Source organism: Marinimicrobium sp. LS-A18, from assembly GCF_000463525.1.
In the GTDB taxonomy this organism is placed as follows: domain Bacteria; phylum Pseudomonadota; class Gammaproteobacteria; order Pseudomonadales; family Cellvibrionaceae; genus Marinimicrobium; species Marinimicrobium koreense.
In genome coordinates this window covers 311,036-337,292 of sequence record NZ_AWEP01000006.1, presented here as the reverse complement: position 1 = coordinate 337,292, position 26,257 = coordinate 311,036, and the positions used below count along the sequence as shown (strand labels likewise).

Sequence of the window (26,257 nt, the reverse complement as noted above, 5' to 3'; positions counted from 1 at the left end):
ATCATCTCCTTACTTAACAACAGAGATCTGACATGAAAGTACTGGTTACCGGCACCGCCGGCTTTATTGGCAACCATCTGGCCTTGCGATTGCTGGAGCGGGGCGATGAGGTGATTGGGGTCGATAACCTCAATGACTACTACGATGTGAACATCAAGAAAGCCCGCCTGGCGCGGGTTACCCCCCATAAGGGTTTTACCGATATCCGGGCGGACCTGCAGGACAAGGCCGCTATTGATCAGGTGTTCAAGGATCACAAGCCCGACCGGGTGGTCAATCTGGCGGCCCAGGCCGGGGTGCGTTACTCTCTGGAAAACCCCCAGGCCTACATCGACAGTAACATCACCGGGTTCATCAATATCCTGGAGGGCTGTCGGCACTTCGGCACCGAGCACCTGGTGTATGCCTCCAGCAGCTCGGTCTACGGCGCCAATACGGCGATGCCCTTCTCGGTGCACAACAACGTGGACCACCCGGTGAGCCTTTACGCCGCCAGCAAAAAGTCCAACGAGCTGATGGCCCATACCTACAGCCACCTGTTCGGCATTCCCACCACCGGGCTGCGCTTCTTCACCGTGTACGGCCCTTGGGGACGCCCGGATATGGCGTTGTTCATTTTCACCCGCAAGATTCTGGCTGGCGAGCCGATCGACGTGTTCAATTACGGCCACCATCGTCGGGATTTCACCTACATTGACGATATCGTCGAGGGCGTGATCCGTACCCTCGATCATGTGGCCCCAGCCAACCCGGACTGGAGCGGTGATCAGCCGGACCCCGCCACGTCCAAGGCGCCCTACCGCCTTTACAACATCGGCAGTAACAGCCCGGTGGAGCTGCTGCGGTATATTGAGGTGCTGGAAGACTGCCTGGGCAAGAAGGCGGAGAAGAACCTGTTGCCACTGCAGTTGGGCGATGTGCCGGATACCTACGCCGATGTGGACGCGCTGATCGAGGATGTGGATTACAAGCCGAGCACGCCGGTGGAAGTGGGTATTGAGAATTTTGTGCGTTGGTATCGGGATTATTATCAGGTTTAATGTTGGGTGACGGCGGATGCGCGCTTACGCGCTTATCCGCCCTACACAACCCACAGCAGTAGGCGTAGGACGGATAAGGCCAACGGCCGCATCCGCCGTAACCCAAGTTTTCCGCCTTGTTGAGAAGGTGCTACATGGAACGATCTCCCGTCACCCACGCCATGACCGTCGACGTCGAAGACTACTACCAGGTCGCCGCTTTCTTTGACGTGGTCAAACCCGAGGACTGGGAGCACTGGCCGTCGCGGGTTGAAGCCAATACCGATCGGCTCCTCCAGCTGTTCGATGAGGCGGGTATCAAAATCACCTTTTTCATTCTCGGCTGGGTGGCCGAACGGCACCCGGAGCTGGTCAAGCGGATTCACGCCCAGGGCCATGAAATCGCCTCCCACGGCTACAGTCATCGGCTGATTTACACCCAGACTCCCGAACTGTTCCGGGAGGAAACCTCCCGCTCCAAGCGCATTCTGGAGGACCTCACTGGTCAGCCGGTGACCGGCTATCGGGCGGCGAGCTACTCCATCACCCGTCAATCGCTCTGGGCGCTGGATATCCTGGCAGAGCTGGGTTTTACCTGGGATTCCAGTATTTTCCCGACCCGACATGATAACTACGGTATTCCGGGCAGCCCTGAAGAGCCCTACCGAATCATTACGTCCAGCGGTGCCGAATTGACCGAGTTTCCGCTGACCACCGCCAAAGTGCTGGGTCAGGCGGTGCCCGCAGCCGGCGGAGGTTATTTCCGCCAATATCCCTATGCCCTATCCCGCTGGCTGTTCCGCAAGGCCAGCAACGGTGGCCAGAAACCGCAGATCTTTTACCTCCACCCCTGGGAGATCGACCCGGAGCAACCCCGGATCCCCAACGCCCGCTGGTTCTCGCGGTTTCGTCACTACACCAACCTGCATCGCTGCCTGCCGCGACTGGAGCGGATGCTGACGGACTTTCCGTTCGGGACCATGAGTGAGAGTCTGGGAACGGTGAAGCTGGCCAAGACGCTGGATTTACGGGATCTGGAAGGCGAAAAAGCGCCAACCACGGCCTGATGGATAGACGAACGCCGCTCGCTTATGTAAAATCCGCCCCTCTTCGGGTGTTGGGCCCGCAGAACACGCACCTGTAGCTCAGTTGGATAGAGTAGCGGTTTCCGAAGCCGTTGGTCGCAGGTTCAAATCCTGCCAGGTGCGCCACATTAAAGAGGCCCGAGCTAGCGCTCGGGCTTTTTTGTTTTGGGGAAAGTATAATTTACGGCGGATGCGGGCTTCGCCCTTATCCGCCCTACGCAAACCTTGCGAGCCTCCCCGTAGGGCGGATCGGTCCGACGCATCGGAGCGCGCAAGCGCGCATCCGCCACCAGAAGAAACCTTTCGTCGTCTTTCTACAGCTTATCGAACGCGTCGGTGAGCAGGCAATCGTAGCGTTTTGCATCGTACTCTTTGAGCCGGGCGATATCCTCGTTGCGGATCAGGCCTTTCGCGGCGGCATCATCCAGTCGCTCATCCAGTGTTTCCCCGGTCAGCTCCCCTTTCGCCTGGGCGCGAACAAAGGTGCTCCAGGTGGGCTCCAGTGACAGCAACATCTGGTAGGTGGTTTCCACCCGGCCAATGGGGTCGTCGGCCTTATCGTTTTCATACACAAACGGGCGGAAGGCTTTGCGCACCGGGTTGTCTTCCAGGATCAAGCCGCCGAGCGTGCGGATGGCGTTGTCGTCGGGCTTGGTGAGCACCCGCCCGAGGGGGAACACCATCCACTTGAGTCCGCAGGCCAGGGTGCGTTTCGGGAAGTTGCGGTAGAAGTCGTACAGCGCTTCCTGGGCGGTGTAGAGGGCGTGACGCAAGGCGTAGTCGGCGTGCGCATCTTCTTCATCGGTACGGGCATGGGCTGAATGGTATTTCAGAATGGCACAGGCGATAAACAGCTGGCTGTGCACATCACCCAGTCGCGCGGAGAGCAGCTCGCGGCGCTTCAGGTCGCCACCGAGAATGCCCAGGGCCATATCCGAGGTGACCGCGAGGCCGGCACTCAACAGATTGATGCGCTGGTACCAACGGCGGCTGAACTCGTTGGCATTCTCCGGCACCCCGCTGAACCGGGCGCGGGTAATGCCAAACAGTTTGACCCGCAACAGGTTGCTGAACAGGTGCCCCATGTGGCGGATAAACAGTTTGTCGAAATCTTTCAGCCCCTGTTCCTGATCGCTGGCCTGAATGGCCTGGAGCTCATCGAACAGGTAAGGATGGCAGCGCATGGCGCCCTGGCCGAAGATCATCAGCGAGCGGGTCAGAATGTTTGCCCCCTCCACGGTGATGGCCACCGGCACGCTCTGGTAGGGCAACGCCAGGAAGTTGCGCGGGCCGTGCTGGATGGCGCGACCACCCACCACATCCATGCTGTGATTGACCACCCGGCGCATCATTTCGGTGGCATGGTACTTGGCCATGGCGGTCATGACGGAGGGTGAGCCGGTTTCCAGCCCTTTGGTGACCATCTGACGGAAGGCTTCCATGGTGTAGGCGCAACTGGCGATGTCCGCCGTCGCTTCCTGCACCCCTTCAAACTTGCCCACTTCGGTATTGAACTGACGACGGATGCGGGCGTAGGCCCCCACCGTGCGGTAGAGCATTTCCCCACTGGCGGTGGCCAGTGCCGGCAGTGAGATGCCGCGCCCGGCCCCCAGACATTCAATCAGCATACGCCAACCCTTGCCGGCCATCGGCGCACCACCAATGATCCAGTCCACGGGAATGAACACGTCGTTGCCCTTGATCGGACCGTTCATAAAGGGCGAGCCGGGATGGTGGCGTTTGCCGATTTCCACACCCGGATGGTTGGCGGGCAACAGGGCACAGGTAATGCCGTAGTCGGATTTGCTGGAATCACCCAGCAGACCGTCGGGATCGTGCAGTTTGAACGCCAGGCCCACCACGGTGGCCACCGGTGCAAGGGTGATCCAGCGCTTGCTGAAGGTCAGTTTGAGACCCAGCACTTCCTGGCCTTCAAACTCACCTTTGCAGACGATCCCCACATCGGGAATGGAGCCGGCATCGGAGCCCGCTTCCGGCCCTGTCAGGCCAAAGCAGGGGATTTCGGTCCCGTTGGCCAGCCCGGGGAGCCAGCGTTGTTTCTGTTCGTCGGTGCCGTATTTCATCAACAGCTCACCGGGGCCCAGGGAGTTGGGCACCATGGCGGTCACGGCGGTGGTGCCGGAGCGGCTGGCGATCTTGCTCATGATCCGGCTCTGGGCGTAGGGCCCAAAGTCTCTACCACCAAACTCTTTGGGGATGATCAGGCCGAGGAAGCCCTTGTCTTTCAGGAACTGCCAGGCCTCCTCCGGCAGATCCTTCCGATTGTGGTGGATGTCGAACTCATCGAGCATGCCGCAGAGCTCTTCCACTTCATTATCGAGGAAGCTTTGCTCTTCCTGGGTCAGTTGGGGCAAACCGATCTGCGCGAATTCGTGCCAGTCGGGGCGGCCGCTGAACAGGTCTTTTTCCCACCAGGTGGTGCCCGCCTCCAGCGCCTCGCGCTCGGTGGTGCTCATGCTCGGCATGGCTTTGCCCAGCACCTGAAACACCGGCCTGGACAACAGGGGCCGGCGCAGCGCCGGAACGTTGAGAATCAGGAGAACCGCCGCCAGTGGCACCACCAGCCACAGAGACCAGAAGGCCGGGGTCAGATAACCCAGCAGATACCAGGTCAGGGCCACCGCAGCGGAGCCCAACGGCAGCGGAATGCGCCGGTAGATGACCACACCGATAACCACCAACAGCAATACAATGGACAGCAAAACCATAACCTTCTCCCTTATTCTCCAACGTCGGGCTCGAACTCCGGCCCACACAGTCCTAACAATAGCGTAATTTACGATCCCCTTGGGGACAATTTTGTGCCTGGCCGGGCGGGCTTACTGGCGGGGGTTCAACCCCGCCGCCAGGGCGCGCCGATAAGCCGCCAGCGCCGGCACCAGCCCCATCACCAGGGCCAGCCCCAGTATGCCCAGCATAAGATACGCGGTCTGTGCGCTCATCGGATTAATCGCGATAAACAATCCGAACTCACTGGCCAGCCAGGGCTGGGCGAGCGCCAATCCCGCCATCAGCAACAGGGTTCCGAGCACCAGGCTGAGCAGAGTGATCAGCGCGACCTCCAGCTCGATCAGCAGCACCAGGGTCAGGCCGCTGGCACCGACCGTGCGCAGTATGGCCAGCTCCCTTCGCCGCTCCCCCATGGACGCCAGCAGCATGGTCATCATCCCCGCCAGCGTGGCCAGCAACACCAGGAAGCTGATCAGATATAGTAGATTTTCCGCGACCGCCAGCAGTTGCCAGAGCTCGGTCAGCGCCACACCGGGGAGGATCGCGGTCATGGGCTCCTCCCGGGCGGTGTTCAGCTCCCGCTGAAGGGCAAAGACCATGGGCCGGCTTTTCAGGCCCAGCAGTACCGCATTGATATTGCCCGGCACCGGCTCCATCGACTGGTCGGGTGCCTCAGAGTGCTGCTGATGATGATCATGATGGGCATGGCTCCCATGGTCATGGTCGTCGTGCCCGGCCGTTTCATGCTCTGCATGGCCATGGCCATGGTCATGGTTATGGTTATGGTCATCGTGAGCATCCGGTAATTCACCCCCATGTAAGCCTTCCATGGCAAGCAATGTCATATGCACCCGCCGATCCGCGGGCGTACCGGTGGGTTCAAGAATGCCCACCACGGTCATGGGATGATCGTCGTGGTGGGTGAAGCTCACCCCGGCACTGCCGTGGGCCACCACCAGCGAATCCCCTAGCCCGTAACCCAGCTCGCGGGCGGCCGCGGCGCCCAGGACCACTTGATCATCGCTGTGGGCGGCAAAAGGCCGGCCCTCGGCAAACACCAGAGGCTGGTCCTGGCCATAGCGGTAACGCTCAAAGTAGGACCAGTGAGTCGCAAACACCGGGAAGCCCTGGACCGCGTCGCCCAACGCAATCGGCACCGCCCAGTCCACCATCGGGTGGTGCGCCAGGCGCTCAAACGCGTCCGGGCTCAAGCTGGTGCCGGGTTGCCCCATCTGGAACACCGAATAGAGCAGCAGGTTGGTCTGGCCTCCTCGTGGCCCCACAATCAGATCGGTGCCGGAGAGGGTCTGCCGCAAGCTGTCCTTGGCCTGATGGCGCAGATGATCGATCCCCAGAAGCAGCGCAACACCGATACTCAGGGCCAATAGCGTCAATGCCACGGTGGTACGACGGTTCCAGAGGCTGGCGCGGGCAATCTGAGTCAACATCTCAAAGCTCCTCCCCGATGGATACCCGGGACAGCTCACGCAGATCCTGCTGGTGGTCGAACGCGGTTGCCAGGGAGCGATCGTGGCTGACAAATATCAGGGTACTGCCGGTGTCGGCCACCTGGCGGAGCATCACCTCCATAAAGGCGTCCCGGTGGTCGCTGTCCAGGGCCGAGCTGGGTTCGTCGGCGAGCAGAATCTCCGGACGGGTAATCAGGGCCCGGGCCACTGCCACCCGCTGCTGCTGACCGACACTCAGGGTACTGGCCGGCCGCTCCGCGATTTCCGGGGGTAAACCCAGGGCACCAAGCAGTTCCCGGGCGTGCTCCCGGACGTCCGATGGGGTCGCCGGGGTGCCGTCTTCCGGTGTCCGGCGGGCGAAATGCGCGGCCAGACACACATTGGTCAACACGGTCAGGTAAGGAATCAGGTTAAACTGTTGAAACACCACCCCGATGTGTCGGGCCCGGAATCGGTCCCGTTGGCGACCGCTAAGCGCGGCCATTGACTGCCCGAGCAGGGTCACCTCGCCCCGCTGTGGCAGGACAATACCCGCCAGCAGGTTGAGCAGGCTGGTTTTACCCGCGCCCGAGGGACCGTACAGAAACAGGCGCTCACCGGGCGCCAGACTGAAGTCCGGAATATCCAGTACGGGCGTGTTTTGTCCGGGCCAGGCAAATTGCACATCACGCAGGGCGATGGCCGGAGTCATTGGGGTGTTTTTGTGGTCAGTGTCCATAATCCTGAAAGCTGTTGTTGGAGTTGTTAGAAGATGCATCGTCCCCGGTACCTGAGCGCGGCATTGATATTCGGTGTCCTATGGACTCTCAATTCGTTCGCGGATTCCCCGAAAACCATCGAGTGGACCGACTTGATGCCGGAGGAGGATCTGCGCCTGCTCGAATCCATGCCCACCGTCGATCACGGCGACCTGAGCGATGAGGAGCTGGCGGAAGACCCCGCAAACCAGTCGCTTCGCCCTCAGGACCGGGATCTGGCTGGCGAGGTCGAAAATGCCATCGCTCAGGCCATGGGCGACACCGCCAGCGAGGGTGGCCGCACCTGGGAGGACGCTCTGGTGTCCACCAACACCCGGCCGGAATTCGACAACACCGATATCCGTTTGCCAGGCTTTATCGTGCCGTTGGAGTTCGACGACGAGATGAACATCCGCGAGTTCTTCCTGGTGCCGTATTACGGAGCCTGCATTCATGTGCCGCCCCCGCCGCCCAATCAGATCATTTTCGTGAGCTACCCGGAGGGTTTCCAGCTCGATGCACTGTACACGCCTTTTTGGGTGTCCGGGACCCTGAAGCTTGAGCGCACCGAGAATGATATGGCGCTGTCGGTGTATGCGATGGACGCGGCGGAGATTGTGGAGTACACCGAGTAGTTGGGTGAGCGCTTAACGGTTGGGTTACGGCGGGTGCGCTTCGCTTACCACGCCCTACGCAACCTCCGAGATGTGCGTAGGGCGGATAAGGGCAAAGCCCGCATCCGCCGTTGCCCTACGCCACTAGCGATTTCAACGTGCGCTCAACTTCATCCGCATCAATCGGCTTATCATCAATCAACTCAATGCGGCTGTCCGGGGTTTCGTCCAGCTCACTGACGCTGACCACATCGTCCTGACCATTGAAACTGAATATACCGTCCCCGGTAATCATCACCGCTTTGACCCGCGCAACGCTCAAGCCATTGAGCCAACTGAACAGTCGGTCATAGTCGAACTCCCAGTCCGGGGGGAACACCCAGCCCACGCTGTAATGTCCCTGGCCCTGATTGACTCGCCGGGCCATGACTTCGCCGTCCGGTAAAAAGGCCAGGGTTTCCACTGGCGCGGTGGGCGCCTTCAGAGGGTTGTTCTGGTGAAGGTGCGGGTGGTGTAACGGCCGCTCCGAACGCGGGCATTCCAACCAGGCGGGATCAATGGCGCCCTGGCGCACCCGCTCGACCAAGGCCTTGGGCGGTGACGCCCCAGCCGCCAGTGCCTCCCATCGCGTCCAGTCGGACTCACCGCAAAGATCCTGTTTGTTGGCGATCAGTACATCGGCGATGGCGATCTGATCCTGAAAGTGTTCGTTGTCGGTGTAGCGGCTGTCGGCCAGCTTACGCGGGTCCACCAGCGTCACCGTCGCCCGCACGTCCAGTACCTGCTGGTAAAAGGGGCCGGTCAGTGTCGACATGATCTGGGCCGGATGTCCCAAACCAGTGGGTTCTATCAACAGCCGGTCCGGGCGCTCCCGCCCCAACAGTTGATTGAGCGCCACGGTCATGGGCAGGCCCGCCACGCAGCAGATACAACCGCCGGGCACCTCCCGCACCCGGGCGCCGCCGTCGCGTAGCAGGGCACCGTCAATGCCGACTTCGCCAAACTCATTGACCAGCACCGCCCAGGTTTCCCCGGCCGGTTTGTGGCGCAACAGGTGCTGGATGGCGGTGGTTTTACCCACCCCCAGAAAACCGGTGATGATGTTGGTGGGAACGGCGGTGGTCATGGCGTGGACGCGCTCCTGCTCATTCGTGAAAATGTTACGTTATAACACTTTCTGGCCGGAGCGCAATCGCCGGTTCGGCCGCCGTCAGTGATAGACCACGTCTTCGTAGTCCTGGGCCAGGCGGGCCAGCAGGCGGTTTTGGGTCGGCGTCGCCACCCCCTGCGCTTCCATCGCCTCGATCAACAACTCGACGATGGTATTGAACTCGGTATCGGTGTACTGATGGCCGGCGTGCACCACCCGCATGGAATCGCCGGTGTAGTCGCAGGGGCCGTCGGAGACGCTGCAGATGTAGGTTTCCAAACCGGTCTTGAAGCGATTGATATCCACGTTGTGAAAACGGTCCACCACCCGCTCGTCGTCGGCGATGCGCACGATCAGGTCGTAAACAATGGCATCCACGCCTTCAGCGCCACCGAGGGCCTGGTAGAGCGTTCGGTCACCGCCGGTTGAGGTGCAGGCGCTTAGGAAAAGCACCAGCGCTAATAAAGACACTCGCATCAGAAACTCCCCTGGACGGACAGATACCAGCCGGTCTGGTCGGGAAAGCTGGCCACTTCACCCAGATCGACGTAGGCGCCCACCACCGAGATCTGTTTGTTGGGAAACCAGCCGACAAAGGCGGTCTGCCAGTCATCTTCGCGGATAAAAGACAGATTGTCAGGCTTCTGCCGGTACTCGGCACCCACGAGCCAATGGCGGTTGATAAACACCCCGGCGGAGGCCTCGGCCAACCACTCGGCATCGTTGTTCCGGTCACCGCCAAAGCCCACCAACCCCAGTTGGTTGGCCTTGCTGTGTCGGGCGGTGGCATTGAGCAGCAGGTTGCGACCGGCCAGGCCGCCGAGCAATAGTTTGGTCGCGCTCAGGTATACATCGGTGCCCGAATCATCCCGGGCTCCCGCCGCCGAGGGCACAAAAAAGTCCCGATTTTTTTTGTGTTGAACGCCGAGACTCAGTTGGGGCCATCGGGTGTAAATCAGGTCACCCAGGAGGCGTACTTTGGCCCCGAAAACCCGCTGGCGAATGCTCGAGGGCCCGACCCCCAATCGTTCGGACAGAGGCTGGTGGCTCAGGCGCTGCTCGGCCAGAGACAGCTCGACCCGGTTGCGCCAGCTCCAGCTCGCCCCGAGCACCGACAACGAATAGTCGCCGGTGCTGACGTGGCTGGCCGTTACCGTGCCACCCTGCTCTTCCCGGGTGCCGTAACCGGAGAGCACCGCCATGGGTACAATTCCGCCGCCGGCGGCCCCTTCCAGGGTGGTAGCGCCACCGGTGGCCAACAGCTGGCTACGCTGGCTGTCCGCGCCAGCGGTTCCGCACAGGGCCATCAGTAGCAGTACACAGTAGCGAACTCTCACGCGTTGACCTCCAGACGCTCGGCACCGGACAACCAGTCGAGGAAATCCTGGTGCGGCAGCGGTTTGCTGTAATAAAAACCCTGAACCCGATCACAACCCAAGGCCACCAGAAGCTTCTCGATCGCCTGATTCTCCACCCCTTCGGCGGTGATGGTCAGGCCCAGGGTGTGGCCGAGGTCGATAGTGGAGCGGACAATCAACTGGTCATCCTCACTCTGGTCCAGGTTGAGAATAAAGGATTTGTCGATTTTCAGCTCCGAGACCGGCAGCTTTTTCAACTGCGACAGGGAGGAATAGCCGGTGCCGAAGTCATCAATCGACAGGCTGATGCCCTGGGCCCGCAACCGCTCCAGGTTGTGCAGGCTCTTGTCGGCCTCGCGCATGATGGCGCTCTCGGTAATTTCCAGACATAAGCGCTCGGCGGGCAATTCGGTCTCGCTCAGCAGACCGACGACAAAATCGGGCAGGTCATCATCGAGCAGATCCAGTGCCGACAGGTTGACCGACAGGTGCGCCGGCACCGACCAGTTGGCGGCCTGGGTGATGGCCCGGCGCAGCACCCAGCGGGTGAGCAGGCCAATCTGTCCGGTGCTTTCGGCCACCGCGACAAACTCCTCCGGGTTGATCATGCCCATCTCCGGGTGCCGCCAACGCACCAGGGCCTCGGCGCCGAGCGTGCCGCTGTCGTCCAGCCAGAGTTTGGGCTGGTAGTAGACGTCCAACTGCGAGTCTTCCAGCGCCTGGCGGAATTCACCAAACAACGCCAGCCGGCGCAGATGGGATTCGTCCCAGCCCGTTTCATATCGGGTAATGCGCTGTTGTTCCAGGCGGCCCTGATTGAGGGCCAGGTTGGCTCGGCGCAGGAGCGTCTCAGGCTGGTCACCATCGTCCGGATAGAGCACCACCCCGAGGTTGATGTCGACTCCCAGATGCAGGTCGTCCAACTGGATATTGTCGGCAAAGCCTTCCAGCAACGCCTCCGCCCGAGTCTGCACCTCGTCCTCGCCGACCTGCCAGAGCATCAGGGCGAATTCATCGCTGCCCAGGCGTGCGACCCGATCGTCCGGGCCGGCCTGATCGAGCAGGCGCCGCCCCACTTCGGCCAATACCCGGTCGCCCATTTCCGGGCTCAGGGCATCGTTCACCCGGGTGAAGTTGTCAATATCCAGCACCATCAGGGTAAAGCGCTGTTCGGACCAGGTGGCTTTTTCTATCGCGGACTCCAGCTCCGGAAACAGCTGACTGCGATTGATCAGGCCGGTGAGCTGATCGTGCCGGGCCTGATACAGAATCTGTTGCTCGCGTTCGGCGATGGCGCTCTGCATCCGGGTGAATCCCTGGGCCAGCTCCCCGAGCTCATCCCGGGAGCGCACCGGCACCGGCGTGTCGTAGTAACCCCCCGCGATACGGCGGGCCACGTTGGCCAGCGCGCTCACCGGCTGGGTGACGCTGCGCGCAAGCAATACCGCCAGCAGCGCGGCAATGATGGAGAAGCCCAGGGCGATCCACAGCAGTTGGCCGTTGAGCCGGGCAAAGGGCGCCATGACCTGTTCCAGGGGTACCTGCAGCACCGCCGCCAAGGGCGTGGGTTGCTCCGCCACTGGCAGCATGAGGGTCATGTGTTGCTCGGTGGTAATGACCGTTTCGGTCGCCGGTGAGCTTTCACTCAACCAGCCCAGCAATGCCTGTCGCTGCGAGCCAGGCAGTGTGCCGCTCAGATAGCGGGCCCCGTCCTCCTCCAGGCTGACAAAGGAGATTTCCAGACCGGTCAGGCGCTTGAGGGTTTCCGTCAGCCGGTTGTCGATTTCAAAGCCCAGGCCCGCCACACCCAGGGGTAAGGGGGCGCGTACATCGGAGATGACAAACTGGTAAGGGCGGCCATCAATCATCAGGGAACGCTGTTGGGTCCGAGCTTCCTGTACCTGGGTGTACCGCCGCAGATAGTTCCAACTGGCCTCGGATAAAGGCTGGGTGCTGGCCACCAGGTCGCCCTGCTGATCGGCTACCAGAGCGATATCGGCATTGATCCGGGCGGCGTGGTTCTCCAGGGCGGACACCAGGGTGGGGGCATCGGCCACCGCCACTGCCTCCTTGAAGCCGAAGTCGTCGGTGAGCACCTCCGCCGACAGGGACAACTGTTCCGCCCGGGCCTGGATCAACTCGGCGAACACTTCGCCACCACGCTGTAACTCGAGGCGGGCATTGTCGGTCACGGTGTCGCGTACCACCAGTCGGGTGGCGGTATAGGAAGACAGCTCGACCAGTAGGACCAGACCGAGCAGCAGTAACAGGACTTTGGCGAGGTAGCTAGTGCGCATCAGATCAGCCCCTGGCCTTAACGGTCAAACAACCGCTCGAGATCGGTTTGTGGCGCTTGCTGACGGGGATCGGGTTGTAACCCATCCAGCGCAATCGTCTCGCTCCGGGACGCTCCAGTGATCGTGAGAGTCCTGGTCAACGGCTCGACAAGGCGCGGGTGTTGAATCTGCACCTCCAGGTCGCCCTCCGGCAGCGCGTCGAAAGTCCATTGCCCATCGGGGCCCGTGACCCCAAACCGCTCACTGTCCACCACATAGATGTAGCCGAGCATGGCGTCGTGAATATTGCAGCCCAGCGCCACCTTGCCCGGCTGATCAAACTGTACCGGCTCGGCGGTGGTGCCGTGGTACAGCCTGAGCTCAAAGCGCTTGGCCGGGGAAAAGGAGTACACATGATGACGAATGTTGTCACTGTTGGGAAAGCGCACCAGTGTACCTGTGCGCACGGCCAGCACCTGGGGGACGAACTGGCGATCACGCTGATCCATGACCGCCTCGGGGGCCGTCTCAGTACTCGAGCGGTCGTCATCGGCGTAGAGGGTGACCACCGCATCCGCCAGTGGCTGTCCCCCGTCATCGGTCACTGTGATGGTGAGCGACGAGGCGATGACGGCCGCCGGTAACCAGGCCACAAGCGCCACCACTACCCGTGCAATTAGGGTCATAACATCCTCATTGGCCAAAAGCCGATAACCAACCGGAAACCGGCTGGCACAGAATCCGTCATTCTAGCCTATCTGACACTGATTGCGACCCGCGGCCTTGGCCGCGTAGAGCGCCTGATCGGCCCGACCGAACACCTGGTCGGCGGTATCACCCTCCCTGAACTCGGAGATACCCAGGGAGATGGTGATCTGCAAGGGCTCTTTGCGATAGTTGAACGCCGTATCCGCCAGTGCCCCGCGCACATCATCCAACACCTGCAGGGCGTCCTGGGCTCGGGTTTCCGGCATCAGAATCACAAACTCTTCGCCCCCGTAGCGACCAAAGAAGTCCACCTCCCGCAGGCGCCGACGAATGGCTTTGCTGATCACCTTGAGTACCCGATCGCCGGCCTGATGACCGAACTGATCATTGATCCGCTTGAAATGATCGACATCGCAGACCGCCAGGGTCAGCGGATGACCATAGCGCTCCCAGCGTTTGACCTCGTGGGCCAAACGCTCGTCGTAGGCTTCCCGGTTGGGCAACTGTGTGAGGGGATCGTGCAGCGCTTTGTGTTGATGACGACGGAGACTCTCCCGGTTTTCCTCAGCTTCGTGCTCCATCTGCTGGACCCGGGAGGCAAGCTGGGCCAATTGATCGGTGAGCGGCTCCGAGTCGGCTTCGGCTCGCTGGTATTGACTCAGACTTTCGCGGATTTGCCCCAACTGGGAGGCCACCTGGCTTTTCAGTTCTGCCAGATCACGGGCGGACTCGACACTACCGGCCAGGGATTTGCAGCGCTCGGCCATCTGCTCGGACAGGCTGCGCCCCGCCTCGCGCTGGCTGGCCTGGCTATTGGCCGCACCATCAATCAGGGAGGCGATCTCCGCCAGCTCCCGGTTGACCGAGTTGAGGTAGCCGGCAAACACCCGGTTGGCCGCCAGCCAGGAGTGCATGATCAGGTCCCGCACTTCCTCAAGAAAGCCCGGCAACTGGTTCAGCGGGATGCCCTGCTTGAGGCGCACCATCATGCCCTCCAGAGTCTCTGGCCCCATATATTCGGTGTTCACGGCATTCATCAGGCCTTCGAGTACCTGACTGATCTCATCGCACAGGGATTCGCTTGAGCCCGGCTCCGCCGCCCGCTCACCCCGCAGCCGGCCCAAGAGGCCGGGCTTGGCTTCCCGGGTCAGGGTCAGGGCCTGTTGCTGCAGGTCCGCCAGCTGCTGGAGCAGAGCCGGGAAGAGGGAGAACTTCTGGCTGCGCATGGGCAACCGGTTGAGGTAATGATTCAGTTCGCGCTTGAGTTCCCGGGGTGGCCCCAGGGATTGCAGTTGCTTGACCAGAGACGTCAGGGCGTCGAGGATCTCAACATCGGCGGACTCTTTTCGGCTCTCAAAACTTCTGACGCTCTCGTCGAGCCGATCGGTCAGTTCGGGCAGACGCTCCAGCGCCTGGTCGCCGCGCAGGGTTTTGCGCAGCTCATCCAGCAATTCGTCCAACTGGCGGTCCTGCCCATCGGCAATAATGCTCAGTTGCACCAGGGCCCGGCGCAGTCGCTGGTATTGGTCATCGGCCTGACGCTCAAGCGCGTCGTGGGCGTCCAGAGCATCCAGGTACTTTTCTCGCCAGGTATCGTCGTCCGTTGTTCGGAGGGTCATGAAAAATCCCGCGTTTGCTGAAAACTGCCCAGACAGTATAGCCGTTCCCCGCCCGCACTGTCGGCCAAAACGACCTTTTTCCTGACCCGGAAACGACAACGCCCGCTCTGGGAGCGGGCGTTGTCAGTCTATCGAGACAGTGGCGTTGAAACTCAGAGCGCTCCCTGGCGAATCTGTTCAACCAGGTGGTCCACCACTCGCAGCATCTCGCTGTGGCTGCCGGTCATCCTGGAGCTGACCCGGTACTTGCCGTCGACCACCATTTCCGGGGTGCCGGTGATCTTGTAACCGCGAACCCGGGCGTCGGCCTGACGCACCTGGCTGGTGATGCCAAACGAGTTGAAGGTGTTCAGTACCCGCTCGCGATCCGCGCCATAGGTTTCCAGGAAGTCGGCCCACTGCTCAGCACTGCGGAACTGTTTGCCCTCCTGATGCACGGCGGTGAACACGGCCATATGCACTTCATCCAGCAGCTCCATGGCCTTGGCGGTATAGAAGCCGCGCGCATAGGCCTCCATGGTGGCGTTCCACATGGCGGGAGTCTGCACGACCGCCACATCATCCTTCTGCTCTTTTTTCCATGCACGGATCAGCGGCTCGAAGTTGTAGCAGTGGCCACAGGTATAGGCAAAGACTTCGACCACTTCAATCTTGTCCGAGGTGCTGGTGGGAACCGGCTCGGCCAGGGTCTCGTAATGCTCGCCTTCTTTATAGTCGGTTCCGCTCTCGGGGGTCTGGGCAACGGCAGTCAGCGATACCATCATCGCCAGAACAGCTAACACAATGCGCATAGTTGGCTCCACGTTATTCATTATCGGAGGGCTCGGGCCCGGTCAACGTGACTCAGAGCCCGAACCGGCGGATTTAGTTCCCGCCGTGCAATCAGTTCAGGCCGCCGATGTAGTTCGCCACCGCCTTGATTTCGGCGTCACTGAGGTTTTTGGCGCTCAGACGCATCATCATCGACTCACCATCATTCATACGGTCGCCGGCGCGGAAGGCGCGCAGCTGGGCCTCAATGTACTGTGGGTACTGGCCACCCAGGCGCGGGAAGGCACCCGGCTCATTACCCTGACCATTCGGTGCGTGGCAACCCATGCAGGCCGGCACACCGGTCTCCTGATTGCCGGCGCGGTAAATCTGCTCACCCAGGGCCAGCGCATCAACTTCAGCGCCCGAGTTCACCTGCACCTGCATTTCCTGGGCACCGCTCAACTGCATGCTCTGACTGGCATAGTAAGCGGCAATATCCTGCAGATCCTGATCGCTCATGCCCTTGAGCATGCCGGTCATCTGCACCACCTCACGGCCAGTCGTGGCCTTGGCCTCTCCGGTGGCATTATCCCAGGCCTGGATGTCCTGAAGCTGCTTGTACAGATAGGGCTGGCCCAAATCGGCCAGCTTCGGGAAGCTCGGCGCCGGGCTGTTACCATCCTGACCGTGGCAGGCGGCGCATACAGCCACTTTTTCGGAGCCCGCTTCCGGGTCACCGGCGGCGCTTGCGCCCGGAACCAAAACCAGTGCGCCCAGCGCGAGGAGCAAATGCTTCACTGAATATTTCATTGGCTAACCTGTCAATTCGTTTATTGTGGGGCCCGCTCCGCAGTGTTCGGGCGACATTTGGCCGCCTACGGGCTACAATCGGCTGCCCCACCCGGCCCCAGGGCCACTTTTCGCGCCGGGGCCCCAACGGGGGCACCGCGCATTATATGGGATAACACAGGCTTTTGCAGGGTTTTATGACCACAGAGATCAACTTCCGCGGCGCCACATTTGAACAGAGCGCCCCCAGTATTCATCAGTGTCCACCGGAGAACGGGTTGGAAGTCGCCTTCGCGGGGCGTTCCAACGCGGGCAAATCCAGTGCCATCAACACCCTGACTGACAATTCCAAACTGGCCCGAACCAGCAAGACGCCCGGGCGCACCCAACTGATCAACTTTTTCAGCGTGGGCGAAGGCCAGCGCCTGGTGGATCTGCCCGGCTACGGCTACGCCAAAGTCGCCCGGGCCATGAAAGAGGAGTGGCAGCGCAACCTGTCCGAGTACCTTCAGGAACGCGACTGCCTGCAGGGGCTGGTGCTACTGATGGACATCCGCCACCCCATGCAGGAGTTTGACTCCATGATGATCAACTGGGCTGTGGAAGTGGAGATGCCGGTGCATATCCTGCTGACCAAGGCGGACAAGCTCAAGCGGGGGCCGGCCAACAGCACCCTGCTGGCCGTGCGCAAGCAGATGCAGGCGGCGGGCGTGAGCGATCTGGTGACCGCCCAGTGTTTTTCATCACTCAAGCGCACCGGGGTGGACGACCTGAAGCGCAAGCTGACCGAATGGCTGACGCCGGTGCAGGAAGTTGCACAGGAAAGTGAGGGGTCTGAGCCCCGGACATAAAAAAACCGGCGACCAGGGGGCGGCCGCCGGGGGCAATGACTGGCACCCTTGGGGTGGCGCCAGTTAAGCGGATGAAAGACTGCAATCGTTGCGTCTGTTCTGTAAGACGATGGTCATTCAGGAAAGTTCCGGCCCCGCCTCCCGGAGTGTGTCAGGTTTTGTAAAGCCTCGGCGCCACACAATCGACGGGCAAAAAAAACCCGACCAGTGGTCGGGGTAGCTGAGTAAAGCGGTTAGCCAAGTGGCGTCATGCCACGTTAGGGGAGTTGCACATGAAACACACTGTTCATGTTTTATCGGACCAGGCATCCTCCCCGAAAGTTCACTCCACCTGAAAATTTTTTTACCCGCGGCATCACAGGGCCAGAATTTAGTGGGCCTGATCCCAGTTATCCCCCACCCCGGCCTCGACCAGTAGCGGTACTTTCAGGTCAGCGGCCTTCGACATCCGCTCGACAATACCCTCGCGCACCGCGTCCAGTTGGCCTTCGGCCACTTCCAGCACCAGTTCATCGTGCACCTGCATCATGATCCGGGCGTCCAGCTTTTCCTTCAGCAGCCAGCGGTCCACATCGATCATGGCCGCCTTGATGATGTCCGCCGCGGTGCCCTGCATGGGCGCATTGATGGCGGTGCGTTCGGCGCCCTGGCGCAGGTTGCCGTTGCGGGCGTTGATCTCGGGCAGGTACAGACGCCGCCCCAGCAGGGTTTCCACGTAGCCCTGCTCCCGGGCCTGGGCTCGGGTATTGTCCATATAGCGCAGCACCCCGGGGTAGCGGTCGAAGTAGCGGTCGATGTATTCCTGGGCTTCCTGGCGACCAATGTGCAGCTGCTTGGCCAGACCGAAGGCGGACATGCCATAGATCAGGCCAAAGTTGATCGCTTTGGCGCGCCGGCGCATTTCCGGGGTGACCTTGTCCAGCTCGGTACCGAACACCTCGGCGGCGGTAGCCTTGTGAACGTCCAGCTCCTGCTCAAAGGCGTTCAGCAGTCCTTTATCCTCCGACAGGTGCGCCATGATGCGCAGCTCAATTTGGGAGTAGTCCGCCGCCAGCACCTTGTAGCCCTTGGGAGCGATGAATGCCTGGCGGATGCGCCGGCCTTCCTCGGTGCGAATGGGGATGTTCTGCAGGTTCGGGTCCGAGGAGGACAGCCGACCGGTGGCGGTCACCGCCTGGTGATAGGAAGTGTGAATCCGTCCCGTGGCCTTGTTGATCATCAGTGGAAGCTTGTCGGTGTAGGTACTCTTGAGCTTGCTCAGGCCCCGGTACTCCATCAACAGTTTGGGTAGCGGGTAATCCAGGGCCAACTCCTGCAGCACCTCTTCGGCGGTGGAGGGTTTGCCTTTGGGGGTTTTCTTGAGCACCGGCAACTTCTGCTCGTCGAACAGGATTTCCCCCAGTTGCTTGGTCGAGCCCAGGTTGAAGGGCCGACCGGCGATTTCGTGGGCCTCTTTTTCCAACTGCGCCAGACGCTCACCCAACTGCCGGCTGTGTTCCCCCAGAACCTTGGCATCCACCAACGCGCCGTTGCGCTCGATATTGGCCAGCACCGGAACCAGGGGCATTTCCAGGTCAGTGAACACTCGCTTCAGGGAATCGTTTTTCTCCAGCTCGGGCCAGAGGCGGCGATGCAGGCGCAGGGTCACATCGGCGTCTTCGGCGGCGTAGGGGGCCGCGTCGTCAATTTTGATCTGGTTGAAGGTGAGCTGTTTGGCGCCCTTGCCGGCAATGTCTTCAAATGATGTGCAGCGATAATCCAGGTAGCGCAGCGCCAGGCTGTCCATGTCGTGACGGCCGCTGGTGGAATTGAGCACATAGGATTCCAGCATGGTATCGAAGGCGATACCGCGCAGCTCGATGCCGTGATTGCGCAGCACATTGCGGTCGTACTTGAGGTTCTGGCCCACCTTGGCTTTTTTCGGATCCTCCAGCAGGGGCTTGAGTGCCGCCAACACCGAGTCCCGATCGAGCTGATCGGGCGCGCCCATGTAATCGTGCGCCAGGGGCACATAGGCCGCCTTACCGGGTTCCACGGCAAATGACAGTCCGACCACTTTGGCCTCCATGGCGTGCAGGCTGGTGGTCTCGGTATCAAACGCAAACAGCTCGGCACTCTTGAGCGCCTTCAGCCAGGCATCGAGCGACGCCTGCTCGGTCACCACGTCGTAATCCACCGCCACCTCGGGCTCGCTGGCCGCCGGCGCCTCCCCCTCCTCGGCGGCCGGCTCCAGCTCCGCCACCCAGGTGCGAAACTCCAGTTCGGTGAAGATCTCGCGCAGGCGGTTATTGTCGGGCTCCCCGCGGGCGATATCTTCCGGCCTCAGGTCCAGCTCGACATCGGTTTTGATGGTGGCCAACTGTCGGGACAGGTAGGCCTGATCCCGGTTCTCCTCGAGCTTTTCCGGCATCTTTTTGGCCCCGCGAAAACCCAGTTCCCGCACCGCCTCCAGGTTGTCGTAGATTGCATCCAGGCCGCCCAGGCCCTCAATCAGCGCGCGGGCGGTCTTCTCCCCGACCCCCGGCACGCCGGGAATATTGTCAGACTTGTCCCCCATCAGGGCCAGGTAATCGATCATCAGGGGCGGCTCAAAACCATACTTCTCCCGCACCCCGTCTTCATCGAGGTGGCTGCCGGTCATTGTGTTGACCAGGGAAATGTGGCGGTTGACCAACTGCGCCATGTCCTTGTCACCGGTGGACACAATCATATCCCGCTGCTGTTCGCTGGCCTGGTGGGCCAGGGTACCGATCACATCGTCGGCCTCCACGCCCTCAATCACCAGTAGGGGTAAGCCCATGGCCTCCACAATGTCCTTGATCGGCTGGACCTGGGGGCGCATGTCATCGGGCATGGGCGGGCGCTGGGATTTGTACTCGGCGAACAGCTCATCGCGGAATGTCTTGCCCTTGGCGTCGAACACCACCGCAACGGGGCTCTCCGGAAAGTCCTTGAGCAACCGGCGCAGCATACTGATGACACCTTTCACCGCCCCGGTGGGCTGGCCTTTGGCGTTATTCAGGGGCGGCAGGGCGTGGTAGGCGCGATAGAGGTAGGAGGAGCCGTCCACCAACACCAGGGGGGCTTTCTGGGTCATAAGGTCTCTTGTCTCTGAGTCTGAATCTGAATTGCAACGCTGTGCGTCTAATCCTATGTGGTTGTGGGCAAGCATACCCCAAAACCGAGCGGGGATTCAGCCGCGCCTTATAACCAGATGTCTGTTACTGGCTTGTTACCCGGTGATTTTTGAGGCTTCACTTCCAGAATTACCGCTAACTATGCGAATTACTTAACAAAACGCTCACATTTTTATCATCAGTATGAAATACCACTAGACTATAGTAACAACTGTGTTACTATAGGTAACACATAGAGGCGATCCCTCTAAACACACATTCACAAGCTGCTCTATACCAAGGTGAGCAGCTTCCATCTGGGGAAACCCATGGAGGGCGAAACCATGAAGACACTTGGCCTGATGATCGTATCTGTATTGTTTGCCGCCAACGCGGCCGCCGAAGGGGTTACTGCCGGCGCTCAACCCAACATGGCCATCGCCGCGGCAGAAGCCGGCGTCGCCATGCAGTGGGATCTTCCGGAAAGCGACAGCACCGAACAGGACACCCTGATGCGTCAGGACCTGGAGAAGCAGTCCCAGGAACTGAACGAGAAACTGGAAGCAAAACTCAACGAGCGGTTGAACGAGAAGCTCAGCCGTCAGTTGCAGGCGGACCTTTAACCCCTCGCTTGCGCCCGTCTCCGGCGGGCACTTTGTATTCTCCCCGCCCGGTGGCTGCTACCGGGCGTCGTAACGACTTACTCTCCTCGCTTGTCTCCCCGCCCGGCCTCTGGCCCGGTGGGGATTTTTTTGTCCCGCATTTCGGCTACTGCAGACAGGTCGCCACCGCCTCGCCGAGCGCTTCCAGCAGCTCAGGGTAAGTGTCGGTCGACTCGGTCGCGCCCAGCAGATCCAGCTCGCCGAGTTTCAGGTCGAGCTCATCCGCCAGGCTGCGGGCAGAGCTCATATCGTAATAGGGTTCGGTGAACAGGCACACAGCGCCCTGCAATTGCTGGCGCAGCTCGTACAGATGTCGCGCCCCCGGACGCCGCTCCGGGGACAGGGTGACCGAGGCCACCTGGTTCAGGTGGTAGTGGCTGACAAAATGGCTGTATCCCTCGTGATACACCGCAAAGGGTCTTTCACTCAGCGGATGCAGCCGGGATTCGAGGCGTTGATCCAGCGCCTCGAGCACCTCAGCCTGTGCCGCGGCTCTGGCCCGGAAGCCCTCGGCCTGGGCCGGCGCCAATACCGCCAGTCGCTCGGCCAACGCGGTGGCGATCGCCCGCCCATTCTCCGGGTTCAGCCAGAGATGAGGATCCCGGCCGCCGTGGTCGTGATGATGCCCGTCCGAATGATCGGCTTCATGGCCGTGACCTTCGTGCGTTTCCTCCCGATCCGGCCAGTGCAGGGTCGGCAAGTCGATCAGGGTCATACGTCGATCGTCGGGCAGGTTGCCAAGGGGGCGGCGCAAAAAGGTTTCCAGCTCCTCCCCCACCCAGAGCACCAGGTCGGCCTGCGCCAGTCGCTGCATATCGGAGACTTTCAGCGGGTAGTCGTGGGGGGAGGCGTTGGGCGGCAACAGGTGACTCACCCGGCCCTGGTCCCCCACCACCGCCTCGGCGATCAGCGCCAGCGGTTTGATGCTGGTCAACACCTCGACCTCGGCCCGGGCCGGTGCCGCCAGAGCCCACAATAAAAGCAGCGCATACCCGACGCCGCGTCCACCGGCAGATCCGGCAAACCAGGATGACAACAGGGGCTTGGGTGGCAGCATAGTCAGACACTCGCGTGATTGGGCGTAAAAGGTTATAGTGTAACATCTTTGCAGTAAAGCATTTGCTTCGAGGCACGGCCATGACCGACACCCCCATCGCCTTTCGACATCACAACCACGGCCACTGCGTGCGCAGTGCCCTGGCGTCCGCACGCAGCCTGTGCGCCGAGCGCGGAGCGCGCCTGACGCCGCTGCGCGAGCAGGTGCTCGAGCTGGTCTGGCAAAGTCACAAACCCCTGGGCGCCTATCAGTTGATGGATCAGCTGGCGGAGGCCTCCACCCGTCGAGTGGCTCCCCCCACCGTGTACCGGGCGCTCGATTTCCTGTTGGAGCAGGGGCTGATCCACCGGATCAACGGCCTGAACGCCTATGTCGGCTGCCCCAGCCCGGAACACCGCCACCCCAGTCATTTTCTGCTCTGTCGGGCCTGCGGCGTCGCCGTGGAGATGGAAAGCAACGCCATTACCGATGCCATTCAGGCCAATGCGGACAACGCCGGCTTTCAACTGGAAGGCCACTCCCTGGAGGTGACCGGCCTGTGCCCCGACTGCCGGGAGCATGCGCATGAGTGAACCTCTTCTGACCGCCCGCCAAGTCGGGGTGCGCCGGGGCGGACGAGAGATTCTTCAGGGTGCGGACCTGACCCTGGAAGCGGGCAAAATCGTCACCCTCATTGGCCCCAATGGCGCGGGCAAGACCACCCTGGTGCGCTGCGTACTCGGGCTGATCCAGCCCGATGAGGGCCTGATCGAACGCCGCCCGGGGCTGCGCATTGGCTATATGCCCCAGAAACTGCATATCGACCCGAGTCTGCCCCTGACCGTCAAACGCTTTCTCACCCTGGGCGGCACACCTCGCCTGCCCCTGGACGAGGTCCTGGCACTGACCGGCATTGAGTCGCTGACCGGGGCCACCATGAGTAACTTGTCCGGCGGCGAGACCCAGCGGGTGCTGCTCGCCCGGGCGCTGCTGCGCGACCCGAATCTCCTGGTTCTGGACGAACCCGTTCAGGGAGTGGATGTGACCGGACAGGAAGCCCTGTACCGGCTGATCAATGATATCCGTCGCCAGCGCCAGTGCGGGGTGTTGCTGGTATCCCACGATCTGCACCTGGTCATGGCGACCACCGATACGGTCATCTGCCTGAATCAGCACGTGTGCTGCCACGGACACCCCGAGCATGTGACCAACGACCCGGCGTATATTGCCCTGTTCGGCGAGAGCGCCAAGCCCCTGGTGGCGCCCTATACCCACCATCACGATCACACCCACGACGATCACGGCAACATTGTGGAAAAGGACCAACACCGGCATGCCTGACTTTCTACTCTATGCTCTGCTGGCCGGCCTCGGAGTAACTCTGGTCGCGGGCCCCCTGGGGGCACTCGTGGTCTGGCGCCGGATGGCCTATTTTGGCGACACCCTGGCCCACTCCGCACTGCTCGGGGTAACCTTCGGGCTGCTTCTGAACATCAACCTGAATCTTGCCGTGGCATTGGGCTGCCTGCTGCTGGCGCTGATTCTGGTGGCTCTGCAGCACAACCGGTTTCTGGCCACTGACACCCTGCTGGGGATCCTGTCTCACTCCACCCTGGCGCTGGGGTTGGTCATGGTGAGCCTGTTTACCAACAGCCGCATCGATTTGCTGGGCTACCTGTTCGGGGACATCCTCTCCGCCAGCGCCGGGGATGTGGTCACCATCTGGGTGATTTCGGTACTGGTCTCCGTCCTGCTGTTCCTGCTCTGGCGACCGCTACTGGCGATTACCGTGCATGAAGATCTGGCCCGGGTGGAAGGGGTTCCGGTCACCGCCGTGCGCACCGCTCTGATGCTGCTGATGGCCCTGGTGATCGCCATCGCCATGAAGGTGGTCGGGGTGCTGTTGATCACCGCCCTGTTGATCATCCCCGCCGCCACCAGCCGCCGGCTGACCCACACCCCGGAAACCATGGCGCTGGGCGCCAGCCTGCTCGGCGCGCTGTCGGTGCTCGGGGGGCTGGCGGCGTCCTTCTATTGGGACAGCCCGGCGGGCCCCTCCATCGTGCTGTGCGCCACGGGGCTGTTTGTCCTCTCGTTGCTGCGCCGGGCGGAAGTTTAGCCGGGCAAATTATTTTCGTCGGACGGCTTTCATTGTGCGATTTTTGTGCAATACTGGGTTATCTACTCACGTTGTGCAGAAGGAACGTGCTTATGGCCAGCCCCAACGTCGTCATCGGCAGAGAATCGGTGCGCGGTGACGCTATCGCCGCGAAGGTGCATCAGGATATCGCCTTCCTTACCGACCGCCTCCACCGCCTCGAAAGCCAGACCAATCCCAACCCCCAGGTGCTGAAAGTGTATCGGGATATGTTGGAGAGCCGCTATGCGGTGCTGGACTGGTTGAGCCAGAGCGACGAACCTCACTGACCCGACCCGGGGCGCCGCAGTGCGCTCCTGTCATCAAATTTTCATCGCATTGTTGTCGTTTCGTCATTGCCCATCGCCAGACTGTTCGCATCATAGGCCGACGGGACACCCTCAATGACCGACGCAACCTCTCCCGCAATGCAAGCCCCACACCGGGCGTCCAAACACCCTTCACCACTGATAAACAGCCGAACCATCTGGATTTCCGACCTGCACCTGGGTAACCGGGACTGCAAGGCCCAGTACCTGCTGCGCTTTCTGGACGACATCCAGTGTGACACGCTCTATCTGGTGGGGGATGTGATCGATTTCTGGGCGCTGAAAAAGCGCTTCTGCTGGCCCGCCGAACACTACCAGGTGATGCTCAAGCTCTATGAGCTCGCCGGGCGAGGCGTGCGGGTGATCTACGTGCCCGGTAACCACGATGAGCCCATGCGGCGCTTCGACGGCGACCTGTTCGGGCCGATCGAAATCGCCGAGGAGCACGAATACCAGAGCGCCGATGGCCGACGTTGGCTGATCATGCACGGCGATGCCATGGACGCCTATATCAACCTGAGCTGGATTACCCGCTTTGGCGGCGACCTGGCCTACGAGCTGCTGCTGTTCATCAACCGCTGGTCCAACCGTTTCCGGCGCTGGTTCGGTCGCCCCTACTTTTCGTTGGCCGGGCTGATCAAAAGCAATATCAAAGGCGCCCGGGCGGCGATTGAGACCTACCAGACCGAGGCCATGGAAGAGGCCCGGCGGCGGGGCTTTGACGGGGTGATCTGCGGGCATACCCACGCCGCAGCTCTGCTGGAGCAGAACGGCATGCACTACGCCAACACCGGTGACTGGATCGAGAGCTGCACCGCCCTGCTGGAAGATCACCAGGGGCAGATTCATCTGCTGCACTACAGTGATCAGGTGCAGTGGCACACCAGCGCCCCCGAAGAGGCGCTGGCGTCATCGGAAACGGCTCAGGCCGCCTGAGCCATCTCCCGGAAGTGAGCACCGGCAGGCACGGGGACTGGGATCAGCGCTCTTGCGCCGGCAGCGTACCTCGGGTCATCAGGGACTGGACCAATGGCTTCAACGCCTCCGCCAGGCGCTTGTAGCCCTCGGCGTTGGGGTGCAGCAGGTCCGGCATGATGTCGGAGTGCAACTGGCCCTGTCCGTCCATGAACACCCGGTTCACATTGGCGTAAAAAACCTCGGAGCCATCCGCCAGAGAACGGATCATCCGATTGATGTCGCGATTGTTGGCCCGCATCTCATCGGCGGGTGTCTCCCCCCGGGGGAAGATGGCCAGCAGAAGAATTTTGGTGTCCGGCAACCGGCGGCGCAGTTCGTTGACAATCGCCGTGACCCCGGCCGCCACATCCTCCGGCGGATCCATCCGGTGTCCGGTGTTGTTGGTCCCGATCATCATCACCACGAGCTTCGGATCAATGCCCTCCACTTCCCCGTGCTCCAGCCGCCAAAGCACGTTTTCCGTGCGGTCGCCGCTGAACCCCAGGTTCAGGGTGCGCCACTGACCAAACGTCGCTTCAAACGCCTCGGCCCCCTCACCTTCCCAGCCCTGGGTAATGGAGTCGCCCAGAAACACCAGTTCCGGATCGCTCGCCCGGGCGGCCAGCTTTTCCTCGTGACGGGGCATCCACCAGTCGATGGCCCACTCCTCTTCCAGAGGCGCCAGGGTCAAGGCGGGCACGGTGGCCTCCTGTTGGTCAGTCTTGTGGTCCGGCTCGCCGGAGGTGGTGCAGCCCGAGAGGGTTGCCAGTAGCATCAGTAAAAGCGCGGGAGTCCTTCGAATCATGGGTATTGTCCTCATTGTGTTTATTGGCCAGTGGGA

At 61.4% G+C, this 26,257-nt stretch carries 24 protein-coding genes and 1 tRNA gene; 11 read left to right on the top strand and 14 right to left on the bottom strand.

Features of this window, described 5'->3' with window-relative positions; translation table 11 throughout:
- The first annotated feature begins 32 nt into the window (after nt 1-32).
- From N645_RS0112815 to N645_RS0112805, 3 genes are all read left to right on the top strand, one after another.
- Nucleotides 33-1,040: an NAD-dependent epimerase gene (locus tag N645_RS0112815; protein ID WP_024461915.1), complete on the top strand. Its 1,008-nt coding sequence runs from the start codon at nt 33-35 to the stop codon at nt 1,038-1,040.
- 134 nt (nt 1,041-1,174) lie between these two features.
- Nucleotides 1,175-2,086, top strand: a complete 912-nt coding sequence (locus N645_RS0112810) for an XrtA system polysaccharide deacetylase (protein ID WP_024461914.1) — start codon at nt 1,175-1,177, stop codon at nt 2,084-2,086.
- Between the two features lie 67 nt (nt 2,087-2,153).
- Nucleotides 2,154-2,230 (top strand) — tRNA-Arg (locus N645_RS0112805).
- A 188-nt stretch (nt 2,231-2,418) separates the two neighbouring features.
- On the opposite strand, the gene N645_RS0112800 is transcribed toward N645_RS0112805, so the two are convergent.
- From N645_RS0112800 to N645_RS0112790, 3 genes are all read right to left on the bottom strand, one after another.
- Nucleotides 2,419-4,833 carry an acyl-CoA dehydrogenase gene (locus tag N645_RS0112800; RefSeq protein ID WP_024461913.1) on the bottom strand — a complete coding sequence of 805 codons (2,415 nt, stop codon included), beginning with the start codon at nt 4,831-4,833 and terminating at the stop codon, nt 2,419-2,421.
- Nucleotides 4,834-4,944: 111 nt separating this feature from the next.
- Nucleotides 4,945-6,303 carry an ABC transporter permease gene (locus tag N645_RS18490; RefSeq protein WP_024461912.1) on the bottom strand — a complete coding sequence of 453 codons (1,359 nt, stop codon included), beginning with the start codon at nt 6,301-6,303 and terminating at the stop codon, nt 4,945-4,947.
- Nucleotide 6,304: 1 nt separating this feature from the next.
- Complete coding sequence (locus tag N645_RS0112790; RefSeq protein WP_024461911.1) at nt 6,305-7,042, bottom strand: ABC transporter ATP-binding protein; 738 nt, start codon at nt 7,040-7,042, stop codon at nt 6,305-6,307.
- Between the two features lie 33 nt (nt 7,043-7,075).
- Between N645_RS0112790 and N645_RS0112785 the strand changes: the two genes are divergently transcribed.
- On the top strand, nt 7,076-7,696 hold the full coding sequence (locus tag N645_RS0112785) for a DUF3299 domain-containing protein (RefSeq protein ID WP_024461910.1): 621 nt from the start codon (nt 7,076-7,078) through the stop codon (nt 7,694-7,696).
- Between the two features lie 115 nt (nt 7,697-7,811).
- Here N645_RS0112785 and N645_RS0112780 read toward each other — a convergent pair whose 3' ends face one another.
- The 8 genes from N645_RS0112780 to N645_RS0112745 form a co-directional block, all read right to left on the bottom strand.
- The gene (locus tag N645_RS0112780) at nt 7,812-8,801 is read right to left on the bottom strand and encodes a GTP-binding protein (RefSeq protein WP_024461909.1); all 990 of its coding nucleotides are present in this window, start codon (nt 8,799-8,801) and stop codon (nt 7,812-7,814) included.
- An 84-nt stretch (nt 8,802-8,885) separates the two neighbouring features.
- Entirely contained in the window at nt 8,886-9,302 is a 417-nt protein-coding gene (locus tag N645_RS0112775; protein ID WP_024461908.1) for a group 1 truncated hemoglobin, read from the bottom strand.
- Nucleotides 9,302-10,162: a DUF3034 family protein gene (locus N645_RS0112770; protein ID WP_024461907.1), complete on the bottom strand. Its 861-nt coding sequence runs from the start codon at nt 10,160-10,162 to the stop codon at nt 9,302-9,304. The genes N645_RS0112775 and N645_RS0112770 overlap by 1 nt, the downstream gene beginning before the upstream one ends.
- Nucleotides 10,159-12,480: a bifunctional diguanylate cyclase/phosphodiesterase gene (locus N645_RS0112765; protein ID WP_024461906.1), complete on the bottom strand. Its 2,322-nt coding sequence runs from the start codon at nt 12,478-12,480 to the stop codon at nt 10,159-10,161. Before N645_RS0112765 ends, N645_RS0112770 begins: the two co-directional genes overlap by 4 nt.
- Nucleotides 12,481-12,497: 17 nt before the next feature.
- Nucleotides 12,498-13,145 carry a hypothetical protein gene (locus N645_RS0112760; protein WP_024461905.1) on the bottom strand — a complete coding sequence of 216 codons (648 nt, stop codon included), beginning with the start codon at nt 13,143-13,145 and terminating at the stop codon, nt 12,498-12,500.
- 63 nt (nt 13,146-13,208) lie between these two features.
- Nucleotides 13,209-14,786 (bottom strand): GGDEF domain-containing protein, encoded by a 1,578-nt coding sequence (locus tag N645_RS0112755; protein ID WP_024461904.1) that lies wholly within the window; start codon nt 14,784-14,786, stop codon nt 13,209-13,211.
- A 152-nt stretch (nt 14,787-14,938) separates the two neighbouring features.
- Nucleotides 14,939-15,577, bottom strand: coding sequence for a thiol:disulfide interchange protein DsbA/DsbL (locus N645_RS0112750; protein ID WP_024461903.1), 639 nt, complete (start codon nt 15,575-15,577; stop codon nt 14,939-14,941).
- Nucleotides 15,578-15,668: 91 nt separating this feature from the next.
- The gene (locus N645_RS0112745) at nt 15,669-16,349 is read right to left on the bottom strand and encodes a cytochrome c (protein ID WP_024461902.1); all 681 of its coding nucleotides are present in this window, start codon (nt 16,347-16,349) and stop codon (nt 15,669-15,671) included.
- Nucleotides 16,350-16,525: 176 nt separating this feature from the next.
- Between N645_RS0112745 and yihA the strand changes: the two genes are divergently transcribed.
- The gene (gene yihA / locus N645_RS0112740; RefSeq protein WP_024461901.1) at nt 16,526-17,179 is read left to right on the top strand and encodes a ribosome biogenesis GTP-binding protein YihA/YsxC; all 654 of its coding nucleotides are present in this window, start codon (nt 16,526-16,528) and stop codon (nt 17,177-17,179) included.
- A gap of 370 nt (nt 17,180-17,549) precedes the next feature.
- Here the strand turns inward: yihA and polA are convergent, their stop codons facing one another.
- Nucleotides 17,550-20,276 carry a DNA polymerase I gene (polA, locus tag N645_RS0112735; RefSeq protein ID WP_024461900.1) on the bottom strand — a complete coding sequence of 909 codons (2,727 nt, stop codon included), beginning with the start codon at nt 20,274-20,276 and terminating at the stop codon, nt 17,550-17,552.
- 363 nt (nt 20,277-20,639) lie between these two features.
- Here polA and N645_RS0112730 point away from each other — a divergent pair, with 363 nt between their 5' ends.
- A complete protein-coding gene (locus tag N645_RS0112730; protein WP_152521712.1) occupies nt 20,640-20,918 on the top strand; it encodes a hypothetical protein in 279 nt (92 codons plus the stop codon).
- Between the two features lie 145 nt (nt 20,919-21,063).
- Here the strand turns inward: N645_RS0112730 and N645_RS0112725 are convergent, their stop codons facing one another.
- Nucleotides 21,064-22,014 (bottom strand): zinc ABC transporter substrate-binding protein, encoded by a 951-nt coding sequence (locus N645_RS0112725; RefSeq protein ID WP_024461898.1) that lies wholly within the window; start codon nt 22,012-22,014, stop codon nt 21,064-21,066.
- 80 nt (nt 22,015-22,094) lie between these two features.
- Here N645_RS0112725 and N645_RS0112720 point away from each other — a divergent pair, with 80 nt between their 5' ends.
- The 5 genes from N645_RS0112720 (at nt 22,095) to N645_RS0112700 (ending at nt 25,395) form a co-directional block, all read left to right on the top strand.
- On the top strand, nt 22,095-22,586 hold the full coding sequence (locus tag N645_RS0112720; protein ID WP_024461897.1) for a Fur family transcriptional regulator: 492 nt from the start codon (nt 22,095-22,097) through the stop codon (nt 22,584-22,586).
- Complete coding sequence (gene znuC, locus N645_RS0112715; RefSeq protein ID WP_024461896.1) at nt 22,579-23,334, top strand: zinc ABC transporter ATP-binding protein ZnuC; 756 nt, start codon at nt 22,579-22,581, stop codon at nt 23,332-23,334. Before N645_RS0112720 ends, znuC begins: the two co-directional genes overlap by 8 nt.
- A complete protein-coding gene (znuB, locus tag N645_RS0112710; protein WP_024461895.1) occupies nt 23,327-24,112 on the top strand; it encodes a zinc ABC transporter permease subunit ZnuB in 786 nt (261 codons plus the stop codon). Before znuC ends, znuB begins: the two co-directional genes overlap by 8 nt.
- Before the next feature lie 92 nt (nt 24,113-24,204).
- Complete coding sequence (locus tag N645_RS0112705; RefSeq protein ID WP_024461894.1) at nt 24,205-24,420, top strand: hypothetical protein; 216 nt, start codon at nt 24,205-24,207, stop codon at nt 24,418-24,420.
- A gap of 114 nt (nt 24,421-24,534) precedes the next feature.
- On the top strand, nt 24,535-25,395 hold the full coding sequence (locus N645_RS0112700) for a UDP-2,3-diacylglucosamine diphosphatase (protein WP_081666120.1): 861 nt from the start codon (nt 24,535-24,537) through the stop codon (nt 25,393-25,395).
- 43 nt (nt 25,396-25,438) lie between these two features.
- On the opposite strand, the gene N645_RS0112695 is transcribed toward N645_RS0112700, so the two are convergent.
- A complete protein-coding gene (locus tag N645_RS0112695) occupies nt 25,439-26,221 on the bottom strand; it encodes a platelet-activating factor acetylhydrolase IB subunit (RefSeq protein WP_193744980.1) in 783 nt (260 codons plus the stop codon).
- Nucleotides 26,222-26,257 lie beyond the last annotated feature (36 nt).

Bases quoted from the DNA above. Each gene is read 5' to 3' on its own strand.
- N645_RS0112765 (WP_024461906.1), bottom strand. From the start codon at position 12,480: ATGCGCACTAGCTACCTCGCCAAAGTCCTGTTACTGCTGCTCGGTCTG.
- N645_RS0112790 (WP_024461911.1), bottom strand. From the start codon at position 7,042: ATGGACACTGACCACAAAAACACCCCAATGACTCCGGCCATCGCCCTG.
- N645_RS0112705 (WP_024461894.1), top strand. From the start codon at position 24,205: ATGGCCAGCCCCAACGTCGTCATCGGCAGAGAATCGGTGCGCGGTGAC.
- N645_RS0112815 (WP_024461915.1), top strand. From the start codon at position 33: ATGAAAGTACTGGTTACCGGCACCGCCGGCTTTATTGGCAACCATCTG.
- yihA (WP_024461901.1), top strand. From the start codon at position 16,526: ATGACCACAGAGATCAACTTCCGCGGCGCCACATTTGAACAGAGCGCC.
- N645_RS0112745 (WP_024461902.1), bottom strand. From the start codon at position 16,349: ATGAAATATTCAGTGAAGCATTTGCTCCTCGCGCTGGGCGCACTGGTT.
- N645_RS0112720 (WP_024461897.1), top strand. From the start codon at position 22,095: ATGACCGACACCCCCATCGCCTTTCGACATCACAACCACGGCCACTGC.
- N645_RS0112750 (WP_024461903.1), bottom strand. From the start codon at position 15,577: ATGCGCATTGTGTTAGCTGTTCTGGCGATGATGGTATCGCTGACTGCC.
- N645_RS0112810 (WP_024461914.1), top strand. From the start codon at position 1,175: ATGGAACGATCTCCCGTCACCCACGCCATGACCGTCGACGTCGAAGAC.
- N645_RS0112800 (WP_024461913.1), bottom strand. From the start codon at position 4,833: ATGGTTTTGCTGTCCATTGTATTGCTGTTGGTGGTTATCGGTGTGGTC.
- N645_RS0112725 (WP_024461898.1), bottom strand. From the start codon at position 22,014: ATGCTGCCACCCAAGCCCCTGTTGTCATCCTGGTTTGCCGGATCTGCC.
- polA (WP_024461900.1), bottom strand. From the start codon at position 20,276: ATGACCCAGAAAGCCCCCCTGGTGTTGGTGGACGGCTCCTCCTACCTC.
- N645_RS0112730 (WP_152521712.1), top strand. From the start codon at position 20,640: ATGAAGACACTTGGCCTGATGATCGTATCTGTATTGTTTGCCGCCAAC.
- znuB (WP_024461895.1), top strand. From the start codon at position 23,327: ATGCCTGACTTTCTACTCTATGCTCTGCTGGCCGGCCTCGGAGTAACT.
- N645_RS0112780 (WP_024461909.1), bottom strand. From the start codon at position 8,801: ATGACCACCGCCGTTCCCACCAACATCATCACCGGTTTTCTGGGGGTG.
- N645_RS0112755 (WP_024461904.1), bottom strand. From the start codon at position 14,786: ATGACCCTCCGAACAACGGACGACGATACCTGGCGAGAAAAGTACCTG.
- N645_RS18490 (WP_024461912.1), bottom strand. From the start codon at position 6,303: ATGTTGACTCAGATTGCCCGCGCCAGCCTCTGGAACCGTCGTACCACC.
- N645_RS0112785 (WP_024461910.1), top strand. From the start codon at position 7,076: ATGCATCGTCCCCGGTACCTGAGCGCGGCATTGATATTCGGTGTCCTA.
- N645_RS0112700 (WP_081666120.1), top strand. From the start codon at position 24,535: ATGACCGACGCAACCTCTCCCGCAATGCAAGCCCCACACCGGGCGTCC.
- N645_RS0112695 (WP_193744980.1), bottom strand. From the start codon at position 26,221: ATGATTCGAAGGACTCCCGCGCTTTTACTGATGCTACTGGCAACCCTC.
- N645_RS0112760 (WP_024461905.1), bottom strand. From the start codon at position 13,145: ATGACCCTAATTGCACGGGTAGTGGTGGCGCTTGTGGCCTGGTTACCG.
- znuC (WP_024461896.1), top strand. From the start codon at position 22,579: ATGAGTGAACCTCTTCTGACCGCCCGCCAAGTCGGGGTGCGCCGGGGC.
- N645_RS0112775 (WP_024461908.1), bottom strand. From the start codon at position 9,302: ATGCGAGTGTCTTTATTAGCGCTGGTGCTTTTCCTAAGCGCCTGCACC.